16 protein-coding genes are annotated in these 20,553 nt (G+C 65.6%); 9 read left to right on the top strand and 7 right to left on the bottom strand.

Features of this window, described 5'->3' with window-relative positions; genetic code table 11:
* From FURADRAFT_RS11095 to FURADRAFT_RS11075, 5 genes are all read right to left on the bottom strand, one after another.
* A partial coding sequence (locus FURADRAFT_RS11095; RefSeq protein WP_008954249.1) for an NAD(P)/FAD-dependent oxidoreductase occupies nt 1-1,269 on the bottom strand: 1,269 nt, incomplete at its 3' end.
* Nucleotides 1,270-1,279: 10 nt separating this feature from the next.
* The gene (locus FURADRAFT_RS11090; protein WP_008954248.1) at nt 1,280-3,064 is read right to left on the bottom strand and encodes an acyl-CoA dehydrogenase; all 1,785 of its coding nucleotides are present in this window, start codon (nt 3,062-3,064) and stop codon (nt 1,280-1,282) included.
* A gap of 99 nt (nt 3,065-3,163) precedes the next feature.
* Nucleotides 3,164-4,096, bottom strand: a complete 933-nt coding sequence (locus tag FURADRAFT_RS11085) for an electron transfer flavoprotein subunit alpha/FixB family protein (RefSeq protein WP_008954247.1) — start codon at nt 4,094-4,096, stop codon at nt 3,164-3,166.
* Complete coding sequence (locus FURADRAFT_RS11080; protein WP_008954246.1) at nt 4,097-4,846, bottom strand: electron transfer flavoprotein subunit beta/FixA family protein; 750 nt, start codon at nt 4,844-4,846, stop codon at nt 4,097-4,099. It lies immediately after the preceding gene.
* A 24-nt stretch (nt 4,847-4,870) separates the two neighbouring features.
* On the bottom strand, nt 4,871-6,511 hold the full coding sequence (locus tag FURADRAFT_RS11075) for an acyl-CoA synthetase (RefSeq protein ID WP_008954245.1): 1,641 nt from the start codon (nt 6,509-6,511) through the stop codon (nt 4,871-4,873).
* A 230-nt stretch (nt 6,512-6,741) separates the two neighbouring features.
* Between FURADRAFT_RS11075 and FURADRAFT_RS11070 the strand changes: the two genes are divergently transcribed.
* The 5 genes from FURADRAFT_RS11070 (at nt 6,742) to FURADRAFT_RS11050 (ending at nt 14,498) form a co-directional block, all read left to right on the top strand.
* On the top strand, nt 6,742-8,790 hold the full coding sequence (locus FURADRAFT_RS11070) for a PAS-domain containing protein (protein ID WP_040652744.1): 2,049 nt from the start codon (nt 6,742-6,744) through the stop codon (nt 8,788-8,790).
* On the top strand, nt 8,787-9,536 hold the full coding sequence (locus FURADRAFT_RS11065; RefSeq protein WP_081455952.1) for a response regulator transcription factor: 750 nt from the start codon (nt 8,787-8,789) through the stop codon (nt 9,534-9,536). The genes FURADRAFT_RS11070 and FURADRAFT_RS11065 overlap by 4 nt, the downstream gene beginning before the upstream one ends.
* Nucleotides 9,537-9,717: 181 nt before the next feature.
* The gene (locus FURADRAFT_RS11060; RefSeq protein ID WP_232503446.1) at nt 9,718-9,984 is read left to right on the top strand and encodes an ArsR/SmtB family transcription factor; all 267 of its coding nucleotides are present in this window, start codon (nt 9,718-9,720) and stop codon (nt 9,982-9,984) included.
* A complete protein-coding gene (locus FURADRAFT_RS11055) occupies nt 9,984-11,864 on the top strand; it encodes an MFS transporter (protein WP_008954241.1) in 1,881 nt (626 codons plus the stop codon). Before FURADRAFT_RS11060 ends, FURADRAFT_RS11055 begins: the two co-directional genes overlap by 1 nt.
* Nucleotides 11,865-11,873: 9 nt before the next feature.
* Nucleotides 11,874-14,498 (top strand): DUF2339 domain-containing protein, encoded by a 2,625-nt coding sequence (locus tag FURADRAFT_RS11050; RefSeq protein WP_008954240.1) that lies wholly within the window; start codon nt 11,874-11,876, stop codon nt 14,496-14,498.
* Nucleotides 14,499-14,549: 51 nt separating this feature from the next.
* Here the strand turns inward: FURADRAFT_RS11050 and nhaR are convergent, their stop codons facing one another.
* Nucleotides 14,550-15,452, bottom strand: coding sequence for a transcriptional activator NhaR (nhaR, locus tag FURADRAFT_RS11045; RefSeq protein WP_008954239.1), 903 nt, complete (start codon nt 15,450-15,452; stop codon nt 14,550-14,552).
* 105 nt (nt 15,453-15,557) lie between these two features.
* Between nhaR and htpX the strand changes: the two genes are divergently transcribed.
* The 3 genes from htpX (at nt 15,558) to FURADRAFT_RS11030 (ending at nt 17,902) form a co-directional block, all read left to right on the top strand.
* Nucleotides 15,558-16,445 (top strand): protease HtpX, encoded by an 888-nt coding sequence (htpX, locus tag FURADRAFT_RS11040; protein WP_008954238.1) that lies wholly within the window; start codon nt 15,558-15,560, stop codon nt 16,443-16,445.
* Nucleotides 16,446-16,461: 16 nt separating this feature from the next.
* Nucleotides 16,462-17,451 carry a TerC family protein gene (locus FURADRAFT_RS11035; protein WP_008954237.1) on the top strand — a complete coding sequence of 330 codons (990 nt, stop codon included), beginning with the start codon at nt 16,462-16,464 and terminating at the stop codon, nt 17,449-17,451.
* A 136-nt stretch (nt 17,452-17,587) separates the two neighbouring features.
* Nucleotides 17,588-17,902, top strand: coding sequence for a hypothetical protein (locus FURADRAFT_RS11030; protein ID WP_008954236.1), 315 nt, complete (start codon nt 17,588-17,590; stop codon nt 17,900-17,902).
* A 395-nt stretch (nt 17,903-18,297) separates the two neighbouring features.
* Here the strand turns inward: FURADRAFT_RS11030 and FURADRAFT_RS11025 are convergent, their stop codons facing one another.
* Complete coding sequence (locus FURADRAFT_RS11025; RefSeq protein WP_008954234.1) at nt 18,298-19,350, bottom strand: DUF1338 domain-containing protein; 1,053 nt, start codon at nt 19,348-19,350, stop codon at nt 18,298-18,300.
* Nucleotides 19,351-19,501: 151 nt separating this feature from the next.
* On the opposite strand from FURADRAFT_RS11025, the gene gcvA reads away from it, so the two are divergent.
* Entirely contained in the window at nt 19,502-20,458 is a 957-nt protein-coding gene (gene gcvA / locus FURADRAFT_RS11020; protein ID WP_008954233.1) for a transcriptional regulator GcvA, read from the top strand.
* The last annotated feature ends 95 nt before the right edge of the window (nt 20,459-20,553 follow it).

The raw sequence follows: 20,553 nt of genomic DNA, 5'->3' as shown, positions 1-20,553 counted from the left end.
CTCGTGGTCGGCGTGCTTGTGGTGCAGCGTCCACGGTGCCTTGCCGCGGAACAGGTAGGTGTCCAGCGCCGAGTAGAGCATCGCCGGCCACAGCCCCCAGCGGAACGCCGGGCGGATGTTGCGCACGCGGTAGAGTTCGTCGTAGAGCCAGCTCTGCTTGAACCTGGCGGTGTACGCGCTGGCCTCGACCGCTTGGCCTTCCTGGGCCGTGGCCAGCGCCTCGACGATCGCCTCGGCCGCGAGCATGGCGGACTTCATCGCGGTGTGGGTGCCCTTGATCTTGGGCACGTTTAGGAAGCCGGCGGTGTCGCCGATCAGCACGCCGCCCGGGAAAGTGAGCTTGGGAATGCTCTGCAGCCCGCCTTCGGAGATGGCGCGCGCGCCGTAGGACAGGCGCCGCCCGCCTTCGAACACCCCACGGATCGCCGGGTGGGTCTTGAAGCGCTGGAATTCCTCGTAGGGCGACAGGTAGGGGTTCTGGTAGTCCAGCCCCACCACGAAGCCGACCACCACCTGGTTATTTTCCAGGTGGTAGAGGAAGGAGCCGCCGTAGGTGGCGGTATCCATCGGCCAGCCGGCGGTGTGGGTGATCTTGCCCGGTTCGTGCAGCTCCGGTTTCACCTCCCACAGTTCCTTGATGCCGATGCCGTAGGTCTGCGGGTCGGATTCCGTGCGCAAACCAAAGCGCTCGAACAGCGTCTTGGTGAGCGAGCCGCGGCAGCCTTCGGCGAACACGGTCTGCCTGGCCCACAGCTCGATGCCCGGCTCGCCCTCTTCGTCACCGTTCTTGCCGGTGCCGACGTTGCCGGTGGCCACGCCCTTGACCGAGCCGTCGGCGTGGTAGAGCACTTCGGCGGCGGCGAAGCCGGGATAGATCTCGACCCCCAGCTCCTCGGCCTGCTGGCCGAGCCAGCGGCAGAAGTTGCCCAGACTGATGATGTAGTTGCCCTCGTTGTGCATCTGCGGCGGGGTCGGCAACTGGATCGACTCGGTCTCGGTCAGCAGCAGGAACTGGTCCTTCTGGGCGGGGGTGTTGAGCGGCGCGCCCTTGTCTTTCCAGTCGGGGATCAGTTCGTTCAGCGTGCGTGGTTCAAGCACCGCGCCGGAGAGGATGTGGGCGCCGATCTCGGAGCCCTTCTCCAGCAGACAGACGCTGATGTCCTGGCCCTTCTCGGCCGCCAGCTGCTTGAGGCGAATCGCCGCGGAGAGCCCCGAAGGGCCGCCGCCGACGATCACCACGTCGTATTCCATGCTTTCGCGCGCGGTCATCCTCCCCTCCTCAGAACGCGGACTCGTCGAGCGCCAGCGTGGCGCGGGCACCGTGCCGCACCACATGGGCGTGCGTCATGGCGCGCGGCAGGATGTGGTCGGCGTAGAACAGCGCGGTGTCGATCTTGGCGCGATAGAACGCCGCCGATTCGCCTGCGGCGAGATGCGCCTGGGCGGCCGCCGCGGCGCGCACCATCTGCCAGCCGCCGCACACGGTGCCTAGCAGCATCAGGTAGGGCACGGCGCCGGCGAAGGCCAGTTGCGGGTCGACGGAGGCGGCGTCAATCAGGTGGCGGGTGGCCCCTTCCAGTTCCTTGATCGCCACGTTTTGCGCCGCAGCCAGCTGGCGGAATGCCTCGCCGTCGAGGGCGCCGACGCGCGCGGTATCGGCGCGCATCTCCTCGATCAGCGCCAGCAGCGTGCGGCCCTGCTCGCGCAGGGTCTTGCGGCCGAGCAGGTCGTTGGCCTGGATGCCGGTAGTGCCTTCGTAAATGGTGGTGATGCGGGCGTCGCGCAGGTGCTGGGCCGCACCGGTTTCCTCGATGAAGCCCATGCCGCCGTGCACCTGCACGCCGAGCGAGGCGACTTCCTGTGCGGTCTCGGTGCACCAGCCCTTCACCACCGGGGTGAGCAGTTCGACGCGCGACTGGTAGCGTGCGCGCTCCGCCGGGTCGGTATGGCGCGCGGCCAGGTCCATGTAGGCCGCGGTGACGTAGGCCAGCGCCCGCATCGCCTCGGCCTGTGATTTCATGGTCATCAGCATGCGCCGCACGTCGGGGTGGCGGATGATCGGGCCGGCCGACTCGTGGCCCAGCGCCCTGCCCTGCACCCGCTCGCGGGCGTAGTCGCGCGCCTGCTGGTAGGCGCGTTCGGAAATCGCCACACCCTCCAGGCCCACCGCCAGCCGCGCGTGATTCATCATGGTGAACATGTATTCCAGGCCGCGGTTGGGCTCACCGACCAGGTAGCCGATGGCGCCGGCGCTCTCGCCGAAGGCAAGCACGGCGGTCGGGCTGCCATGGATGCCGAGCTTGTGCTCCAGCGATACGCACTGCACGTCGTTGCGCGTACCCGGCGTGCCGTCCGCATTGAGCAGGTACTTGGGCACCACGAACAGCGAGATGCCCTTCACCCCGGCCGGTGCGTCCGGCAGACGCGCCAGCACCAGATGCACGATATTCTCGGTGACATCGTGCTCGCCCCAGGTAATGAAGATCTTGCTGCCGAAGATACGGTAATGATCGTCTTCCGGCATGGCTCGGCTACGCACCGCCGAGAGGTCTGAGCCAGCTTGCGGCTCGGTCAGGTTCATGGTGCCGGTCCATTCGCCCGATACCAGTTTGGCGAGGTAGGCGTTCTGCTGTTCCGGGGTGCCATGGTGCAGCAGGGCCTCGAGCGCCCCCTGCGTCAGCATCGGGCACAGCGAAAATGCCAGGCAGGCCGATTTCCACATCTCGGTCACCGGCTTGGCTAAGAGCTGCGGCAAGCTCTGCCCGCCGAAGGCCTCGGGCGACGAGATGCCGCCCCAGCCTGCCTCGACGAACTGGTGGTAGGCCTCGGCAAAGCCGGTCGGCACCGCCACCTTGCCGTCGACGAGACGGCTGCCTTCGCGGTCGCCGACTACGTTGAGCGGCGCGATCACTTCGCCAGCGAAGCGGCCGGCCTCTTCCAGAACGGCCTCGGCCAGTTCGGCGCCGGCGTCTTCCCAGCCCGGCAACGCACTCACTTCGGCCAAGCCAGCCAGTTCCTGCATTACGAACAACATGTCCCGTACCGGGGCAACGTACTGACTCATTTCTCTATCCTCCTGCGAACCTGTGCCCGCACGTTGGCCAAAGGCATCGGGCAATGCCGTGCTCCGGCGGGTCTGCGTGCGTGGTCAGGCTGTGAACGGTCACTGGCCGAGTGCGGAAATCAACTCCGGCACGGCCTGGAAAAGGTCGGCGGTCAGGCCGTAATCGGCGACCTGGAAAATCGGCGCCTCCGGGTCCTTGTTGATCGCCACGATCACCCTGGAGCCCTTCATGCCGGCCAGATGCTGGATGGCGCCGGAAATGCCGACCGCGATGTAGAGCTGCGGGGCGACGATCTTGCCGGTCTGCCCCACTTGGTAGTCGTTGGGCACGAAGCCCGAATCGACCGCGGCGCGAGAAGCGCCGATCGCGGCACCCAAGCGGTCGGCCAGCGCTTCCAAGAGCTTGAAGTTCTCACCGCTTTGCAGGCCGCGACCGCCGGATACCACGATCTTGGCTTCGGTGAGTTCCGGGCGGGAAGAATGGGTCAGCTCCCGCGCCAAGAGGCGCGACATCCCCAGGTCGGGGCCGGGAGCGATGGTTTCGATCGGTGCGGTTCCCTCTTGGCCGGTAGCCTCGAATGCCGTGGCGCGGACCGTGATCACCTTGATCGGGTCGTCGGAGCGCACCTTCGCGAGCACGTTGCCGGCATGAATCGGCCGCACGAAGGTATCCGGCGCCAGTACTTCGACGATGTCCGACACCTGTCCGACGTCGAGCTGTGCCGCCACGCGCGGCAGCACGTTCTTGCCGAAGGTGGTCGCCGGGGCCAGCACGTGGCTGTACGCCTGGGCGCGGGAGACAATCAGCGCCGCCAGGTTTTCAGCCAATCCGCCCTCGTAGTGCCGCGCATCCGCCATCAGCACCTTACCGACGCCGCGCAGCCGGGCAGCCTGTTCGGCGGCGGCGGAACAGGCGCTGCCGGCCACCAGCACGTGGATCTCGACACCGAGCCGGCGGGCCGCGGCAATGGTATTGGCGGTCGCGCTCTTGAGCGAGTCGTTGTCGTGTTCAGCGATAATCAGGGCCGTCATTCAGATCACCTTTGCCTCGTTCTTCAATTTCGCCAACAGCTCGGCCACGTCGGCCACCCTCACTCCGGCGCTGCGTGCGGCTGGCTCGGCCAGGCCCAGCGTGGTCAGGCGCGGCCGGGTGTCGACGCCGAATTCGTCCAGCGCGATGACGTCGAGCGGCTTTTTCTTGGCTTTCATGATGTTGGGCAGCGTGGTGTAGCGCGGGCTGTTGAGGCGCAGGTCGGTGGTGACCACCGCCGGCAGCGTGACGGCGATGATTTCCAGCCCGCCGTCGATTTCCCGCGTCACCGTGGCGCCGTCGGCACCAATGTCGAGCTTGGAGGCGAAGGTCGCCTGCGGCCAGCCCAAGAGGCCCGCCAGCATCTGTCCGGCCTGGTTGGCGTCGCCGTCGGTTGACTGCTTGCCGCAAATCACCAGCTGCGGCTGTTCGCGTGCCACCACCTCGCGCAGCAGCTTGGCCACCGCCAGCGGCTCCAGCACCGCCTCGGTGCGGATCAGCAGGGCGCGGTCGGCGCCCATCGCCAGCGCCGAGCGCAGCACGTCCTGGCAGGCATCGGAACCGATCGAGACCGCGACGATCTCGCCGGCCACGCCAGCCTCTTTCAGACGGATCGCCTCCTCCACCGCAATTTCGTCGAAGGGGTTCATCGACATCTTCACGTTGTCGCTGTCGACGGCGCTGCCGTCGCTCTTGAGGCGGACCTTGACGTTGGCGTCGATGACCCGCTTCACGGGTACCACTATCTTCATTTCCTCACTCCGCAGGGTGGGCCGTCATTCGATGGCCGAGGACGATTTCATTTCCTGACGCAGCAGGAATTTCTGGATCTTGCCGGTGGACGTTTTCGGGATCGGCCCGAATACCACCTGCTTGGGGGCCTTGAAGTGCGCCAAATGGGCGCGGCAGTAGTCGATGATCTCGCGCTCGGTGGCGACGGCGCCGTCCTTCAGCTCGACGAAGGCGCAGGTCACCTCGCCCCACTTGGTGTCCGGCTTGGCCACCACGGCGGCGCTCATCACAGCTGGGTGGCGATACAGCACGTCTTCCACCTCGAGCGAGGAAATGTTCTCGCCACCCGAAATGATGATGTCTTTGGAGCGGTCCTTGATCTTGACGTAGCCGTCCGGCTGCAGCACAGCGAGGTCGCCGGTGTGGAACCAGCCGCCGGCAAAGGCTTCGGCGCTGGCGTCCTGGTTCTTCAGGTAACCCTTCATCACCAAGTTGCCGCGGAACATGATCTCGCCCATGGTTTCGCCGTCGGCCGGCACCTGCTGCATGGTTTCCGGGTTCATCACCGTCATGCCTTCCTGCATCGCATAGCGCACCCCCTGGCGGCCGTTGCGCTCGGTACGCTCCGCCAGGCTCAGCGCTTCCCACTCCGGCTGCTTGGCGCAGACCCCCGCCGGGCCATAGGTTTCGGTGAGGCCGTAGACGTGAGTGATGTTGAAGCCCAGGCGCTGCATGCCTTCGATCACCGCGGCCGGCGGCGCTGCACCGGCAACGAGGCAGCTCACCTCATGCTCGATGCCCTGGCCGCACTCGTCGGCCACGTTGATCATCATGTTGTGCACGATCGGCGCCGCGCAGTAATGGGTCACGCGGTGCTGCTTGATCTGGGCGAAGATCTGGCGCGGGTCGACGCGACGCAGGAACACGTTGGTGCCGGCGTTGGCCGCCATCGCCCAGGGGAAGCACCAGCCGTTGCAATGGAACATCGGCAAGGTCCACAGGTACACCGCGTGGCGCGGCACGCCCCATTCGAACAGGTTGCACACGGCGTTGAGGTAGGCGCCGCGGTGGTGATAGACCACGCCCTTGGGGTTGCCGGTGGTGCCTGAGGTGTAGTTGAGGCTGATGGCGTCCCACTCGTCGTTGGGCAGCGACCAGGCGAATTCCGGGTCGCCCTCCTGGAGCAAGGCTTCGTAGTCGGTCTCGCCCAGCAAGTCGCCGCCGGTGAACAGGTGATCGTCCACGTCGATCACCAGCGGCTTGGTGTCCAGCAATGCCAGCGCCTTGGCGACCGGCTCGCAGAATTCGCGGTCGGTGATCAATACCTTGGCTTCGCCGTGGCGCAGCATGAAGGCGATCGATTCGGCGTCGAGGCGGGTGTTGAGCGTGTTGAGCACCGCGCCGCACATCGGCACCCCGAAATGGCATTCGAACATCGCCGGGATGTTGGGCAGCATCACCGCCACGGTATCGCCGGCGCCGATGCCGCGACGCTGCAGCGCCGAGGCCAGGCGGCGGCAGCGCTGGTAGACCTCGCGCCAGGTCATGCGCCAGTCGCCGTGGATCGAGGCGATGCGCTCCGGGTACACCGTGGCGCTGCGCTCCAGGAATGTCAGCGGGGACAGCGGGACATAGTTGGCCGATCCCTTGTCGAGGCCAATGCCATACGGATGGGTAGAGTTCACTGCAACCTCCTCCTCTAATGCACATGTTGTAAGGCGCCTGGCGGGTCCGGACTGACCGGGCCGGCCTCGTGCCTGTGTTCGGCGGGCGTTAACCCTATGGTGCAAGAGAAGGTTTAATGAACTTTTCGCGAAATGTACTGAATTGTAACGAGGGTCGGTTACCGGGCTGTCATGCCCCGGGTCATGGCACAATGAGCCTACTGCCATTGTTGGAATGGGATGAAATCGCCATGGATTCGGGGAAGTCAACGCCAGTTGCCGACGAAGAAGGATTCAGCGCCGCACTGGAGCGCCACGAGCTGCTGTACGCCGGGCTCGATCTGATCGATCAGGGCCTGACCGTGTTCGACGCAAACCTGCGTCTGGTGGCGTGGAACCAGGCCTTTCTCGATCTGCTCGATTTTCCGGATGATCTCGCCCGTATCGGCACCCCGTTCGAAGCCTTCATCCGCCACAACGCTGAACGCGGCGAATACGGCCCGGGCGACATCGAGCAGCAGATTGCCGAGCGAGTCGAGGTGGCACGCCAGTTCCTTCCCCATACCCTGGAGCGGGTTCGGCCCGACGGCCAAGTCCTGAAGGTCCACGGTGTGCCGCTGCCTGGCAAGGGCTTCATCACGATCTACACCGATATCACCACCCAACGCAATTACGAGCGGCTAATCGAGAACGAGAACGCCGAACTCGACCGGCGGGTGCGCGAACGCACCGCCGAGCTGGAAGGCGCCAACGCCGGTCTGCGCAAGGCCAAGGCCAACCTCGACCTGGTCGCCGCCGACCTACGCCTGAGCGAGGCGCGGCTGCGGCTGATCACCGACACCGTACCGGCCTTCATCGCCTATATCGACCGCCACCTGGTGTACCGCTTCGCCAACAAGGGCTACGCCGACTGGACCGGGCGCACCAAGGACACGGTGATCGGCCAGACCGTGGAAACCGTCATGGGCGACGAACTGTTCCAGACCCTGCTGCCCCACCTGCGCAAGGCGCAAGCCGGGCAGCAGGTCGGCTACGAATATTCTCGGGTGCGCGCCGACGGCCGCACCGTCTACGCCCGCAGCACCCTGGTGCCCGAGATCGGCGCCGACGGTCAGGTGATGGGCTTCTTCTCGCTGTCGCTCGACGTCACCGAGCAGGTGCTGGCGCAGAACGCCCTGCTGCGCGCCCAGAAGATGGAGGCGGTGGGCGAGCTGGCGGGCGGCCTGGCGCACGATTTCAATAACCTGCTCACCGTGGTGCTGGGCAACCTGGCGGCGCTGCAGGAAAAGCACGCGCACGCTACCGCGCTGATGGAGTACGTCGACCCGGCGATCCAGGCGGCACGGCGCGGGGTCGAGGTTATCCGCCAGCTCCTGACCTTCTCGCGCCAGCAGCCGCTGGAGCCGCAGAGCATCGAAGTGGGCCGGCTGGTGCTCAATCTCACCCGCCTGCTGCGCAGCTCGCTGCCGTCCACCATCACTATCACCACCCAGCTGCCGGAAGAGGCGCTGTATGCGTTTGCCGATCCGCACCAGCTGGAAAACGCCCTGCTCAACCTCGCCTTCAACGCGCGCGACGCCATGCCGGAGGGGGGGCAGCTGCGCATCGAGATCGCCCCGCAAACAATCCGGGAAACCACCGGCGGCGAGCGCCAGGCTGCACCGGGCGACTACGTGCGGATCACGGTGCACGACAACGGCTGCGGCATGGACGGCGCCACCTTGGCGCGCGCCTTCGAGCCCTTCTTCACCACCAAGCGCTTCGACGGCGGCAGTGGCCTGGGGCTCAGCATGGTGTATGGTTTCGTCGAGCAGTCGCACGGCATGGTACACATCGAGAGTGCCCTCGGCGCCGGCACCGCTGTGATCCTCTGCCTGCCGGCGGGCAGCCCGACACCGGCAAGCGAGCGCTCGCCGGCCTGCCCCGCGATCTGCAGCGCCAGCGGCGAACTGGTGCTGCTGGTGGAGGATGAGGCGGAGGTGCGCAAGATCATCCGCATGCAGCTGGTCGATCTGGGCTATGCCGTACTGGAAGCCGACAATGGTGTCGAAGCGCTCGCCATGATCGAACAGGTAGAGGAGATTGCCTGCGTGATCTCCGACGTGGTGATGCCGGGCGGCGTCAGCGGCTGGCAGCTCGCCGAACGGGCGCGCCGCCTGCGCCCCGGACTGCACGTGGTGCTAATCAGCGGCAATGCCCAGGACAGCGCGGCCGGGCTGGCCGCCGAGCTCGGTATCGACCCCTTGTACAAGCCGTTTTCCAAAGAACAACTCGCTTTGGCGATCCATCCAGGCCCATGATGAACCCAGTCAATACGCCGAACGAAGCGATGGCGGAGGCCCGCCACGAACTCATTTTCGTCGTCGAGGACGAGCCGGAGATTTCCCGGCTGATCTGCCGCACCCTGCAGGACTACGGCTTCGACGCCCGCCACTTTGCCACCGGGCAGGACCTGCTCGGCGCCCTCAGGTCCATCCGGCCGAGCCTGTGCCTGGTCGACCTGGGCCTGCCGGACATCGACGGCATGGAGCTGGTCAGCCGTCTCTGGAAGACCCACGACTGCCCGGTGCTGATCCTGACCGGGCGCAGCCACGTGGCCGACCGCGTGGTGGGGCTGGAGACCGGCGCCGACGACTACATCGTGAAACCGTTCGAGCCGCGCGAGCTGATCGCGCGCATCCGCGTCATCCTGCGCCGCTACGCCCGGCAGGCCGAGGCGGAGCCGGTCGCGGCGCAGCGCCGGGCGCGGTTTGTCGGCTGGTGCTTCGATCTGGATTGCAACCAGCTCACCTCGCCGGCCGGCCAATCGGTCGAGCTGAGCGTTTCCGAGGCCCGGCTGCTGACGGCGCTGCTGCAACGACCCAACCGCATCCTGACGCGAGAACAGCTCGCCGGCCGCTCCGATCTCGACCCGCTCGACCGCAGCATCGACGTAAGGGTGTCACGGCTGCGCCAGAAACTGGAGCAAACCCCGGCGAGCCCAGCCCTGATCAAGACCATCTACGGCGCGGGCTACCTGTTTTCGGCCAACGTCGCCTGGGAGTAACCCGGCGCCGGCTGAGTTGACGGCCAGCAAGCGGCGCCTGGCGCCGGCTCGGGATGCGTCGCCGCAAACGGCCGGTCCGCGCTGGCCTGCGTTTGCGTTCTTGACTCTTTCTGTTGATATGTCTAAATCTATCGACATGAAGTCAAACTATAGCCAGGCAATCCCTCCCCAGTGGCATGCCATGTCCAAGGTATTTGTCGCCTTGGGTGACGAACACCGGCAACGCATCCTGCTGTTGTTCGAACCGGGTGACCGTTTGACCGTCGGTCAGATCGCCGACGCGTCCACCTTGTCGCGGCCGACCGTGTCCCACCACCTCAAGATCCTGCGCGAAGCGGGCGTGCTCCAGTCCGAAAAGCAGGGCAAGGAAGTGTATTGCTGGATCAACAAGGCTTTCCTCGAGGAGAGCCTGTCTGCCGTCCTCACCTACCTGCGCGAGGCCACTTGATGTCGTCACAGTTCGGTCTGCTCAAAGCGCGTCGTTTTGCGCCCTTCTTCGCCACGCAGTTTCTCGGGGCCTTCAACGACAACCTGTTCAAGAACGCCCTGGTCGTGCTGCTGACCTTCCAGACCAGCCAGTGGTCCACGCTCAAAGCCGAGGTGCTGGCCAATCTGGCGGCTGGCATTTTCATTCTGCCCTTCTTCCTGTTTTCGGCAACTGCAGGACAGCTGGCCGACAAGTACGACAAGGCGCGGCTGGCGCGGTGGGTCAAGGTGCTGGAGATGGTCATCATGGCGGTGGCCGCCACCGGGTTCTGGCTGCACAGCCTGGCGGTGTTGCTGTCGGCGCTGTTTCTCCTTGGCCTGCACTCGACGCTGTTCGGCCCGGTGAAATACGCCATCCTGCCGCAACATCTCGGCGAGACCGAACTGGTCGGCGGCAACGCGCTGGTCGAGGCCGGCACCTTTGTCGCCATCCTGATCGGCACCCTGGCCGGCGGCTTGCTGGTCGGGTCCGTCGCGCATCCGGCCTGGATTGCCGTCGGCGGATGGCTGGTAGCGCTGCTGGGATTTCTCACCAGTTGGCGTATCCCGACGGCACCGGCGCCCTGCCCCGAGCTGAAGGTCAACCCCAACCCCTTGACCGAAACCTGGCGCAATATCGGCTTTGCCCGGCAGAGCCGCACCGTGTTTCTGTCCATCCTGGGTATTTCGTGGTTCTGGCTGTACGGCGCGCTCTACCTCGCGCAGTTTCCGGCCTACGCCAAGAATGTGCTCGGTGGCAACGAGTCGGTGGTCACGTTGCTCTTGGCCACCTTCACCATTGGCATCGGCGCGGGTTCCCTGCTGTGCGAACGCCTGTCCGGCAAACGCATCGAGATTGGTCTGGTGCCTTTCGGCTCGGTCGGCCTGACCCTGTTCGGGGTCGATCTCGCCTTCGCTTCGCCTGCGGCGTTCGCCGGCGCGGCACCGCTCGGCATCGGGGCGCTGCTGAGCCAGCCGTGGGCGTGGCGGGTGCTGTTCGATCTCGTGATGCTGGGAGTGTTCGGCGGCTTTTTCATCGTGCCGCTCTACGCCCTGGTGCAAATGCGCAGCTCGCCAGAGCACCGGGCACGCATCATCGCCGCCAACAACATCCTCAATGCCCTGTTTATGGTGGCGGGCGCCCTGGCCGCCGCCGGCCTGCTGGGCGCCGGGCTGCCCATCCCTGCCCTGTTCGGCATCGCGGCACTCTGTAATGCGGCGGTGGCGATCTATATCTACGGGCTGGTGCCGGAGTTCATGCTGCGCTTCCTGGCGTGGCTGCTCATCCACGCCGCCTACCGGCTCGAGAAAAAGGGGCTGGAGCACATCCCCGCCGAGGGCCCCGCGCTGCTGGTCTGCAACCATGTCAGTTTTATCGATCCGGTGATCATCATGGGGGCCTCGCCGCGACCGGTCCGCTTCGTCATGGACCACCGCATCTTCAAGACGCCGCTGCTCAACTACATCTTCCGGCATTCGCGCGCCATCCCCATCGCACCGGCCAAGGAAGATCCGGCCATGATGGAGCGGGCCTTTGCCGAGGTCGCCCAAGCACTGGCGGACGGGGGCCTGGTGGGCATCTTCCCGGAAGGCCGCATTACCGATACCGGCGATCTCTACCCCTTCCGTCCGGGTATCACCCGTATTCTGGAGGCCAACCCGGTGCCGGTGGTTCCGCTGGCCCTGCAGGGCTTGTGGGGAAGCTTCTTCTCCCGCATCGACGGCCAGGCAATGAAAACACCGTTCCGCCGGGGCTTCTTCTCGAAGATCGCTCTGGTTGGGGCGCCGCCGGTCGCGCCGCAAGACGCCGCGCCGGAGCGCCTGCAAGCGCTGGTTAGCCAATTGCGCGGCGAGCGCCGCTAGGAGGCAACCATGGGATGGCTCGGGCTTCTGCTGTTTCTTGCCGCACTCGTCTTCCTGTCCCGGCTCGGTAGCCGCAGCGGTGTCGAGCAACGCCTGCGAGCGCTCGAAACGCAAGTGCTCTGGCTGCAGCGCGAGGCCGAGCAGATGCGGCAGGAGCTGGCGGCACTGAAAGGCCAGGACGTCGACGCCGGGCCTCCCCCGGCATCCACCCCGCTGCTGGAGGCGGTAGAAGAAACCGCGCCACCGCTCACGGATGAAGAAGCGGCGACGCCTCCGCTGCCGGTGATCGAACCCGCCGCTGGCACGCCAGCCACCGTGCCCACCGAAACCGAGGCGACGGCGGAAACGACGGCCATGCCGTTCTGGCAGCGCCTGCTGGCCGGCAACCTGCTTGCCAAGATCGGTGTCGTGCTGCTGTTTTTTGGCGTCGCCTCGGCCTTGCGCCTGGCCGCCGATTACGGGCTGCTACCGGTGCCGTTGCGCCTCTTGCTGGGCACCGTCGCCGGTGGCGCAATGGTCGCCTTTGGCTGGAACCGCGTGCACCAGGGCGTGCGCACCCACTTCGGCATCGCCTTGCAGGGCGGCGGTTTTGCCATCCTCTACCTGATCGTCTATTTCATGCACGTGCGCTACGCCCTGTTCGGGGCCACGCCCGCCTTCCTGCTGTTCGCCTTGCTGGGCGTCGCCTGCGTGCTGCTGGCGGTGGCCCAGGATGGCGTGGTGCTGGCGGCGTTCGGGCTGGCCGGCGCCTTTGCCGCGCCGGTTCTGGCCGCCACCGGCAGCAGCGATCCGACCCCGCTGTTTGCCTATTTCGTTTTGCTCAACACCTTCATCGTCGGCGTCTCGTGGTTCAAGAACTGGCGGCTGCTCAATGTCACCGGCTTTTTGATGACGATCGGCGTCGGCATGGCCTGGGCCGTCGAGCATTACCGCGCCGACTATCATGGCGTGAGCCAGGCGTTCCTGCTGTTCTTCTGGGGGCTCTACTCGGTCATGCCCGTATTGATGGCGCTGTTTCGCGCCCCGGGCTGGGCCGGATGGAGCGACAGCACGCTGGTCTTCGGCACGCCGCTGGTCGGCTTCGCGTTGCAGTCGCAACTGGCTGCCGACCGCTACGAGCTGGCCTGGGCCGCGCTGGCGGCCGCGCTCTATTACCTGGCGCTGTGGGTGCTACTCTTTCGCCGCCGCGACGAAGCCCTGCGCGTGCTGGAGCGCTGCCAGCTGGGTCTGGGCATCGCCTTCGGCACTCTGGTGGCGCCGCTGGCGTTTGGCGCCCAGGTGACCGCCGCGTTCTGGGCGGTGGAAGGTGTGGCGGTATTGTGGTTCGGCGTCGTGCAGCGGCGGAAACTGGCGATGATCTGCGGCGCCGGGCTGCAAGTGGCCGCCGCGGCGTATTTCCTGTATGGATTGCCGCAGATGCAGACGGGCCTGCCGGTGATCAACGACATCTTCCTCGGCATGGTCCTGCTGGCCGGGGCCGGTTTTGCCAGTGCCCGTCTGCTGCGAGGCGTCGACGAGCGCGTGGCGATACCGGCGCTGCTCTGGGCCTTTGCCTGGTGGGTTCTCGCCGGCTGGAGCGAGAGCGAGCGCCACTTGCCAATGGTGCAAAGTACCCCAGTGACCCTGACCTATATCGCCCTGTCACTGATCGCGCTGGAAGTCCTGGGGCGGCGCTCGGCCTGGAACGCGCTCCGCCATCTCTCGTTGCTGTTGCTGCCGGTGCTGTGGCTGGCGGCGGGGTCGGCCTGGCTGCACGGCCAGCACATGCTGGCGGGCCTGATGGTGCTGGCCTTGCCGTTGTCGCTGGCCGGGCATTACTGGCTGCTGGCCAGGCAGCAGGTGGATGGCTTGGTGCTGTGGCCGTCCGTGCGCCACGTGGGCGGCTTCTGGCTGGGTATGCTGCTGATATCCGGCGAGCTGGCCTGGCTGGGCTTCCGTCTGGCGCCCGGTGCCACTCTCTGGCCGGTCCTGGCCATGGCGCTCGGGCCGCTGAGCGGGCTGTGGCTGGCGGTGGAGGGTTCCCGCCGTGCTTTGCCGCCGGTCTCGGCCGCACCGCTCACCTATCGCGGCCTCGGCTCCCTGCTGCCAGCGGCCTGGCTGGTGGCGTGGCTGCTGTGGGCTGGGTGGGCGCATGACGGCGGCGGTTCCGGCCTGCCCTACGTGCCGCTCCTCAATCCCTTCGACCTGGTGCAACTGGCCGTGCTGGCGACGCTTTATCGCTGGCTGCGCGGCTTCGAAGAAGACCCCTGGCCAGATACGCCGTTGCCACAGGCCAACCGGGTCGGCATTCTGGCGTTTGTCTGGATCAGTTGCCTGGCTGCGCGCATCGCCCATCATTGGGGTGGCATCCCCTTCCGGGCCGATACCCTGTGGCATTCCACCTTGTTGCAGGCGATGCTGACCCTGCTGTGGACGCTGACCGCCATCGCCGCCATGATCCGCGCGACCGGTATCGGCGTGCGGCGCCTCTGGCAGGCGGGATTTGCGTTGCTGGCGGTCGTGGGGGCCAAGCTCCTGTTCGTCGATCTGGCGGGCGCCGGCACCTTGCTGTGGACCGGTTCGTTGATCGGCGTGGCCCTGCTGGTCTTGGCGGCCAGCTACTTCGCCCCGGTTCCCCCGCCGGAAGAAGGATGAGCAGCGTCTACCGCGCACATGGGGACTGGCCGGTGTACCGGTTGGCGGCGATTAGCGTTCGTGTGGTTCCGTCGCCGAGCGCATCAGGGTCTCGACGGCGCTGTGCTGCAGCTTGCGGCGATTGGCGATGGCGTAGTAATGCTCGTACACACCCGTCACTTCCCCCACCACCTCAACCTCGAACTGGCGCGTGATGTCGTCGACCTGGAACGACGGCGCAGGAAACAGCCCGACGCCCTGCCGGCCGAAGGTCTTGAGCAAGGCGCCGTCCTCGAATTCGCCGACGATGTCGACCTTGATGTTTTGCTCTTCGAACCATTGTTCGAGCTGGCTGCGCAGCACGTTGTCGCGCGTCGGCAGCAGCATCGGCGCGCGTGACAGGCTGTGCGGGAAGTCCTCGCGGTACTGGCTACACAGCTTGGCGGTGCCGAAGATCATCACCGGGCAGCGCGCCATCAGGGTGGACACGAAGGGCTGCTGGCCACCGGCGGGCACCGGTCGATCGGCCAGCACCACGTCCAGCCGATGCAGTGCCAGTTCGGCGAGCAATTCGTCGAACGCCCCTTCGGTACAGACCAGCCGTACCCGCTGCTCGCCGCCCAGCACCGGTTCCAGCAGGCGGTAGGACACGGTTTTGGGCAGCACGTCGGTGATGCCGGCCGCGAGCCGTACCGTCGACCCCAAGGTGTCGTCCTCCAGCGTTTCTTGCAGCGACTCTCCCAGCATGAAGATCTGATCGGCGAATTGCAGAGCCACGCGCCCCGCCTCGGTCAGCACCAGGTTGCGCCCCTGCTGGGTGAACAGAGCCTTGCCGAGGGCGTGTTCCAGCTTCGAAACCTGGCCGCTGACGGTTTGTGCGCTCATGCCGAGCCGTTCCGCCGCCCGGTTCACTCCGCCCTCGCGCGCCACGGCCCAGAAGTAATGCAGGTGCTTGTAGTTGAGGATTTCTTTCATAATTGTTCGAATAAACCGTAGTGTTTATGTTATTTTATTCGATTTTATCTTTGAATGTCAGGGGCTATGCTGTCAGCACAATTCAACAACCCCCGGATAACCATCATGAAACGAGTTCTGCTGCTCATTGTGACCAACCTTGCCGTGATGCTGGTGCTCAGCGTCGCGGCACAGCTTCTGGGCGTTAACCGCTTTCTTACCGCCAACGGGCTGAACCTCGGCATGCTGCTGGCGTTCTCCGCGCTGATGGGCTTTGGCGGCTCCTTTATTTCGCTCCTGATGTCGAAGACCATCGCCAAGTGGAGCACCGGCGCCCGCGTCATCGACAATCCGTCCCACCCCACCGAGCGCTGGCTGGTGGATACCGTGCAGAAGCTGGCCACACGTGCCGGCCTGCCGATGCCGGAAGTGGCCGTGTACGAGGGCGAGCCCAATGCCTTCGCCACCGGCGCCAGCAAGTCGAACTCGCTGGTGGCGGTGTCGACCGGGCTGCTTGCCTCGATGAGGGAGGAGGAAGTCGAGGCGGTGCTGGCGCACGAAATCGCCCACATCAAGAACGGTGACATGGTCACCCTGACGCTAATCCAGGGCGTGGTGAACACTTTCGTGTTCTTCCTGGCGCGTGTGGTGGGCTACCTGGTCGACAGCTTCCTGCGCCGCAACGACGAGGAGGAAGCGTCGTCCGGCCCCGGCATCGGCTATATGGTGACCGTGATCGCCTGCGAGATCGTATTTGGCATCCTGGCCTCGGCCATCGTCATGTACTTCTCGCGCCAGCGCGAATTCCGCGCCGACGCCGGTGCGTCCCAGCTGATGGGCTCGCGCCAGCCGATGATCGCGGCCTTGTATCGCCTGGGTGGCATGGATGCCGGTGGCCTGCCGCAAGGCATGGCCGCGTCGGGTATCGCCGGCGGCAAGGGAGGGCTGATGGCGCTGTTCGCAAGCCACCCCAGCATCGAAGAACGCGTGAGCGCGCTGCAGGCCCGCTCGTAACAACCAAGGAATGTTCATGGATTGGATTTTCATCTCTGTCATCGGCTACCCGCTGTGGGTCTGGCTGATGTTCATGACGCTGGTAGTGGCGCTGCTGGTCTTCGACCTGGGTGTCTTGCACAAGGACCAGCACGAGATCGGCGTGAAGGAGAGCCTGAAGCTGTCGGCCTTCTACATCGCCATGGGGCTGGCCTTCGGCGGCTGGCTCTGGTGGTACAAGGGCGCGGATGCCGGCATGCAGTACTTCACCGGCTACGTGATCGAGAAATCGCTGTCGATGGACAACATCTTCGTGATGTCGCTGATCTTCACCAGCCTCGCCGTGCCGCGCATCTACCAGCACCGCGTGCTGTTCTGGGGCATCCTGGGCGTGATCGTGCTGCGCGCGGTGATGATTGGCCTGGGCGCGGCGCTGGTGGCCGAGTTCCAGTGGATGCTGGTGATCTTCGGTCTGTTCCTGGTGGTCACCGGTGTCAAGATGCTGTTCGCCGACGACGAGCATCCGTCCTTGGAAAAGAACCGCATGTATCGCTGGCTGAAGGGCCACATGCGCCTGACCCCGACGTTGCACGAACAGCATTTCTGGGTGCGTGGCGAACGTCACGGCCTGGCGCGCGGTTGGTGGGCAACGCCGTTGCTGCTGGCGCTGATCATGGTGGAGTCGGCCGACGTGGTGTTTGCGGTGGACAGCATCCCGGCGATCTTCGCCATCACCCAGGATCCGTTCATCGTCTATACCTCGAACATCTTCGCGGTATTGGGTCTGCGTGCCCTGTACTTCGCGCTGGCGGCGATGGTGCATCGCTTCCACTACCTGAAGTACGCGCTGTCGCTGGTGCTGGTCTTCATCGGCAGCAAGGTGGGGCTGGTCTATCTGCACGATATCGGGCTGACCAGCGTGAAGATTCCGACCGGCTTGTCGCTGCTGGTGACGTTCGGGCTGTTGCTCTCCGGGGTGCTGTTCTCGCTCTACAAGACCCGCAACGACGCGACCCCGAGCGTCTAAGCCGGTGCCGCTGACGGCTTCGCAAGGGGCCGTCAGCCGTCAAGGCGGTGGCAGCGCAGGGGAACCTTGAAGACATGCCCGGGTCACAAAAGACCCTGGCAACACAATGCCAGCCATTCCGAATAAGGAGGTTTGTATGAATACCAAGACTACTCTGATGTCGCTGTGCGTAGCGTTGACGCTCTCGACTGCCCAAGCAGCCTTGGCGGCAAATGGCCACTCCGGCGGCCATTCCGGGGATCACTCGGGCAATAATGCGGGCGGCGTCTCCGCTGATCACATGAGTGACAGTGCCGTGAGCAATTCCAACGCCCAGTTCATGTCGACGTCCACCCGTGGCCTGGTTCGTGCTCAGCAACGCATGAGCGTGAATGGCCAGGAGAATGAGAAGACCAACCTCAAGACCGAGACGGAAACCGAAACCGAAACGGAGTCGGCCACCCAGCGCTGACGCCTGTCTCCGCAGTTTTTCTGAATCGATAACGGAGGGTTGCCATCAGGCGCCCTCCGTTTTGCTTTGGAAGCGTGTCACGAGATCAGGGGGCCGAGTCCAGGGTGTTCGGCATCGCGCGGAATTCGCCGATGTGGCCAGCGATGTGCTGGACGTGCTGGCGGTCAGGCGGGTGCATGGCGTAGCTCTGGGTGTGGGTTGCTCTTTACCCCGCTGAGGACCTCTCGCGACGATTTCTTTCACTAGCCCGAAAAAAAGGGCCCGCACCGAAGCGCGGGCCGTACGGGCTTCCGGTCCAGGGAAGTTCTTTGCGGCACCTTGCGCGTGCAGGACGGCTGGCGCCAGCCTGCACGTGCCCAAGATGCCAAGGCGCTGCCGCTTGAGGGAACAGGTTCTCAGCAGGCGGCGGCCGTCATCTTGAAAATGCCCTGCGCGTTGGAGCTGTCGAAGCGCAGGTCGAGCTTGCTCTCGCCGCTGGCCGGGTCGACGATGCGGTCGCGGGTGATAAATTCGTAGAACGAGCCCGGCACCACGCGCGTCACGCGCGTGCCGTCGGCGGCGATGAATTCGCGCTCGACGCGGGTGGCCTTGAACGCGGTCTGGCGCACCGAACCGGCGGCGGAGACCTCGACCTTGTCCTTGATCGGCAGGCCCTGGGCGCGCAGTGCGTCGGCCACGGCGAACACGTCCTCGACATGGTCGGTGGCGTGGTTGAAGGCGTTGCCCTCGGTGGCGATCCACGCCATCTCGGCCGATTCTTCCAGCAGGGTCTGGTAGGCGGCGAGGCGCGGGGTGGCGTGCTGCACGTCGAAACAGCCCACCAGCTCCGGCAGCAGTTCGACCGCCTCGGCAAACGGCTGCGCGCGGGCGTCGGCGAGCTTCGTCAGTAGTTCCTTGGCGCGCTCGGAGAGCGGGTCGCGCGAACTGCCCAGTACTTCGTTCGCCGCCGCCTGGAAGGCCGGGGAGAACTGGTCGGCGTGCAGTTCGGAGACGAAGAACTGGGCTACCACTTCTGGCGCGTCCTGGTGGCAGTAGGCGCGACCGGTCATCTTCAGGCGCGGCAGCGGGTAGACGCCGGCCACGGCGAAGCCCAGCGGCTCGAGAAAGCGCTTGAACGCCTGCTCGCCCATCGGCAGAGCGCCGGTGTCGGCGGCGGTGACGGTGCGCAGTGCGCCGTGGTCGAACACCACCTTGCCGCCTTCGGCCAACTTGGCGGTGACGTAGGTCTTGCCTTCCGGCACGGCTTCCAGGTTCTTGGCGAACAGCAGCATGTTCATGGCCTGGGCCAGCACCACGCGCGGCACGGTGGCGGGGCGCACCGCGGCCGTGAGCAGGGTGTCGTCGACCTCGATCATATTGAACAGGCCGCGCGTGCTGGCCTGGCCGGCGACGGCTTCGAGCAGCTGCCACAGTTGGCTGGTTTCTACGTTCGCGTTGACGTGTGCCATTACGGAATGCCTCTTATTCTGTTTCGGGCAGTTCGAGGCAGCGGGCCCACCCCGCTGTCGCTGCCGCACGATAAGCAAAGTCTCGATTTTTTTACGGCTTGGCTCAAGCGATGTATTCTGCTGACTTCATTCTGAAAACTCATCAACTACCATGCGTCGAACCCTGCCCTCGCTGATGGCCCTGCAATGTTTCGAGGCCGCCGTCCGTCACCTGAGCTTTACCCGCGCCGCCGAAGAGCTGAACCTGACGCAAAGCGCCGTGAGCCGCCAGATCCGCGCGCTGGAAGATTTCATCGGCCGGCCGCTGTTCGAGCGCGTCAAGCAGCGCCTGGTGCTGACCGTGGCCGGCGAAGCCTACGCCGCCGCGGTGCAGGACGTGCTGGACCGCGCCGAGGCCGCCACGCTGCAACTGATGGCCTATAGCGGCGAAGGCGGCATGCTTACCATCGCCATGTTGCCCACCTTCGGCTCGCGCTGGCTGGTGCCGCGGCTGGGCGACTTCGCGGCGCGCTACCCGGACATCCAGCTCAACCTGGTCACCCAGGTGCGGCCGTTCGATTTCGACAAGGTGGAGGCCGACGTGGCGATCCACTTCGGCCCGGCGCTGTGGCCGGGCGCGATCTGCCACCGGTTGATGGGCGAAGACATCGTGCCGGTGTGCGCGCCGGCCCTGCTCGGCGGGCGACCGCACCTCGACGACGTGCGCGAGATCCTCGCCTACACGCTGCTGCAACACACCACGCGGCCGCAGGCGTGGAACGACTGGCTGCACGCGGCCGGCATCGAGGGCTTGACGGGAAATGAGGCGGGGTTGTTGAGTGGCCCGCGCTTCGAGCACTTCTTCATGGTGATCCAGGCCGCCGTGGCGGGGCTCGGCATCGCGGTGCTGCCGCACTTCCTGGTGGAGGAAGAGCTGCAGAGCGGACGGCTGGTGCTGGCGCTCGACAAGCCGGTGCGCAGCCAGCACGCCTACTACCTGGTGCACCCGGCCACCAAGGCCGACCTCTACAAGGTACGCGTGTTCCGCGAGTGGCTGCTGGAGCAGGCTGGGCGGGAGGGTATGGAGCCAGCGGCTAGCCAATCGGGCGCGGTGGCGGCGTCGGCTTGAGTGGAAATGCCCGGCCGACAACCGGCCGGATAACCCCAGAAGCCGATGAGGTGATTGATCTCGCGTAGCTGGCTTCCGTCTGCGCTCATGAAGTG

The organism is Pseudogulbenkiania ferrooxidans 2002 (assembly GCF_000174355.1).
In the GTDB taxonomy this organism is placed as follows: domain Bacteria; phylum Pseudomonadota; class Gammaproteobacteria; order Burkholderiales; family Chromobacteriaceae; genus Pseudogulbenkiania; species Pseudogulbenkiania ferrooxidans.
The sequence above is the reverse complement of the archived record's forward strand: the minus strand, read 5'-3'. Positions and strand labels throughout refer to the sequence as shown.

Coding starts and splice junctions, on each gene's coding strand:
- FURADRAFT_RS11090 (WP_008954248.1), bottom strand. CDS start 3,064: ATGAGTCAGTACGTTGCCCCGGTACGGGACATGTTGTTCGTAATGCAG.
- FURADRAFT_RS11085 (WP_008954247.1), bottom strand. CDS start 4,096: ATGACGGCCCTGATTATCGCTGAACACGACAACGACTCGCTCAAGAGC.
- FURADRAFT_RS11080 (WP_008954246.1), bottom strand. CDS start 4,846: ATGAAGATAGTGGTACCCGTGAAGCGGGTCATCGACGCCAACGTCAAG.
- FURADRAFT_RS11070 (WP_040652744.1), top strand. CDS start 6,742: ATGGATTCGGGGAAGTCAACGCCAGTTGCCGACGAAGAAGGATTCAGC.
- FURADRAFT_RS11065 (WP_081455952.1), top strand. CDS start 8,787: ATGATGAACCCAGTCAATACGCCGAACGAAGCGATGGCGGAGGCCCGC.
- FURADRAFT_RS11060 (WP_232503446.1), top strand. CDS start 9,718: ATGTCCAAGGTATTTGTCGCCTTGGGTGACGAACACCGGCAACGCATC.
- FURADRAFT_RS11055 (WP_008954241.1), top strand. CDS start 9,984: ATGTCGTCACAGTTCGGTCTGCTCAAAGCGCGTCGTTTTGCGCCCTTC.
- FURADRAFT_RS11050 (WP_008954240.1), top strand. CDS start 11,874: ATGGGATGGCTCGGGCTTCTGCTGTTTCTTGCCGCACTCGTCTTCCTG.
- nhaR (WP_008954239.1), bottom strand. CDS start 15,452: ATGAAAGAAATCCTCAACTACAAGCACCTGCATTACTTCTGGGCCGTG.
- htpX (WP_008954238.1), top strand. CDS start 15,558: ATGAAACGAGTTCTGCTGCTCATTGTGACCAACCTTGCCGTGATGCTG.
- FURADRAFT_RS11035 (WP_008954237.1), top strand. CDS start 16,462: ATGGATTGGATTTTCATCTCTGTCATCGGCTACCCGCTGTGGGTCTGG.
- FURADRAFT_RS11030 (WP_008954236.1), top strand. CDS start 17,588: ATGAATACCAAGACTACTCTGATGTCGCTGTGCGTAGCGTTGACGCTC.
- FURADRAFT_RS11025 (WP_008954234.1), bottom strand. CDS start 19,350: ATGGCACACGTCAACGCGAACGTAGAAACCAGCCAACTGTGGCAGCTG.
- gcvA (WP_008954233.1), top strand. CDS start 19,502: ATGCGTCGAACCCTGCCCTCGCTGATGGCCCTGCAATGTTTCGAGGCC.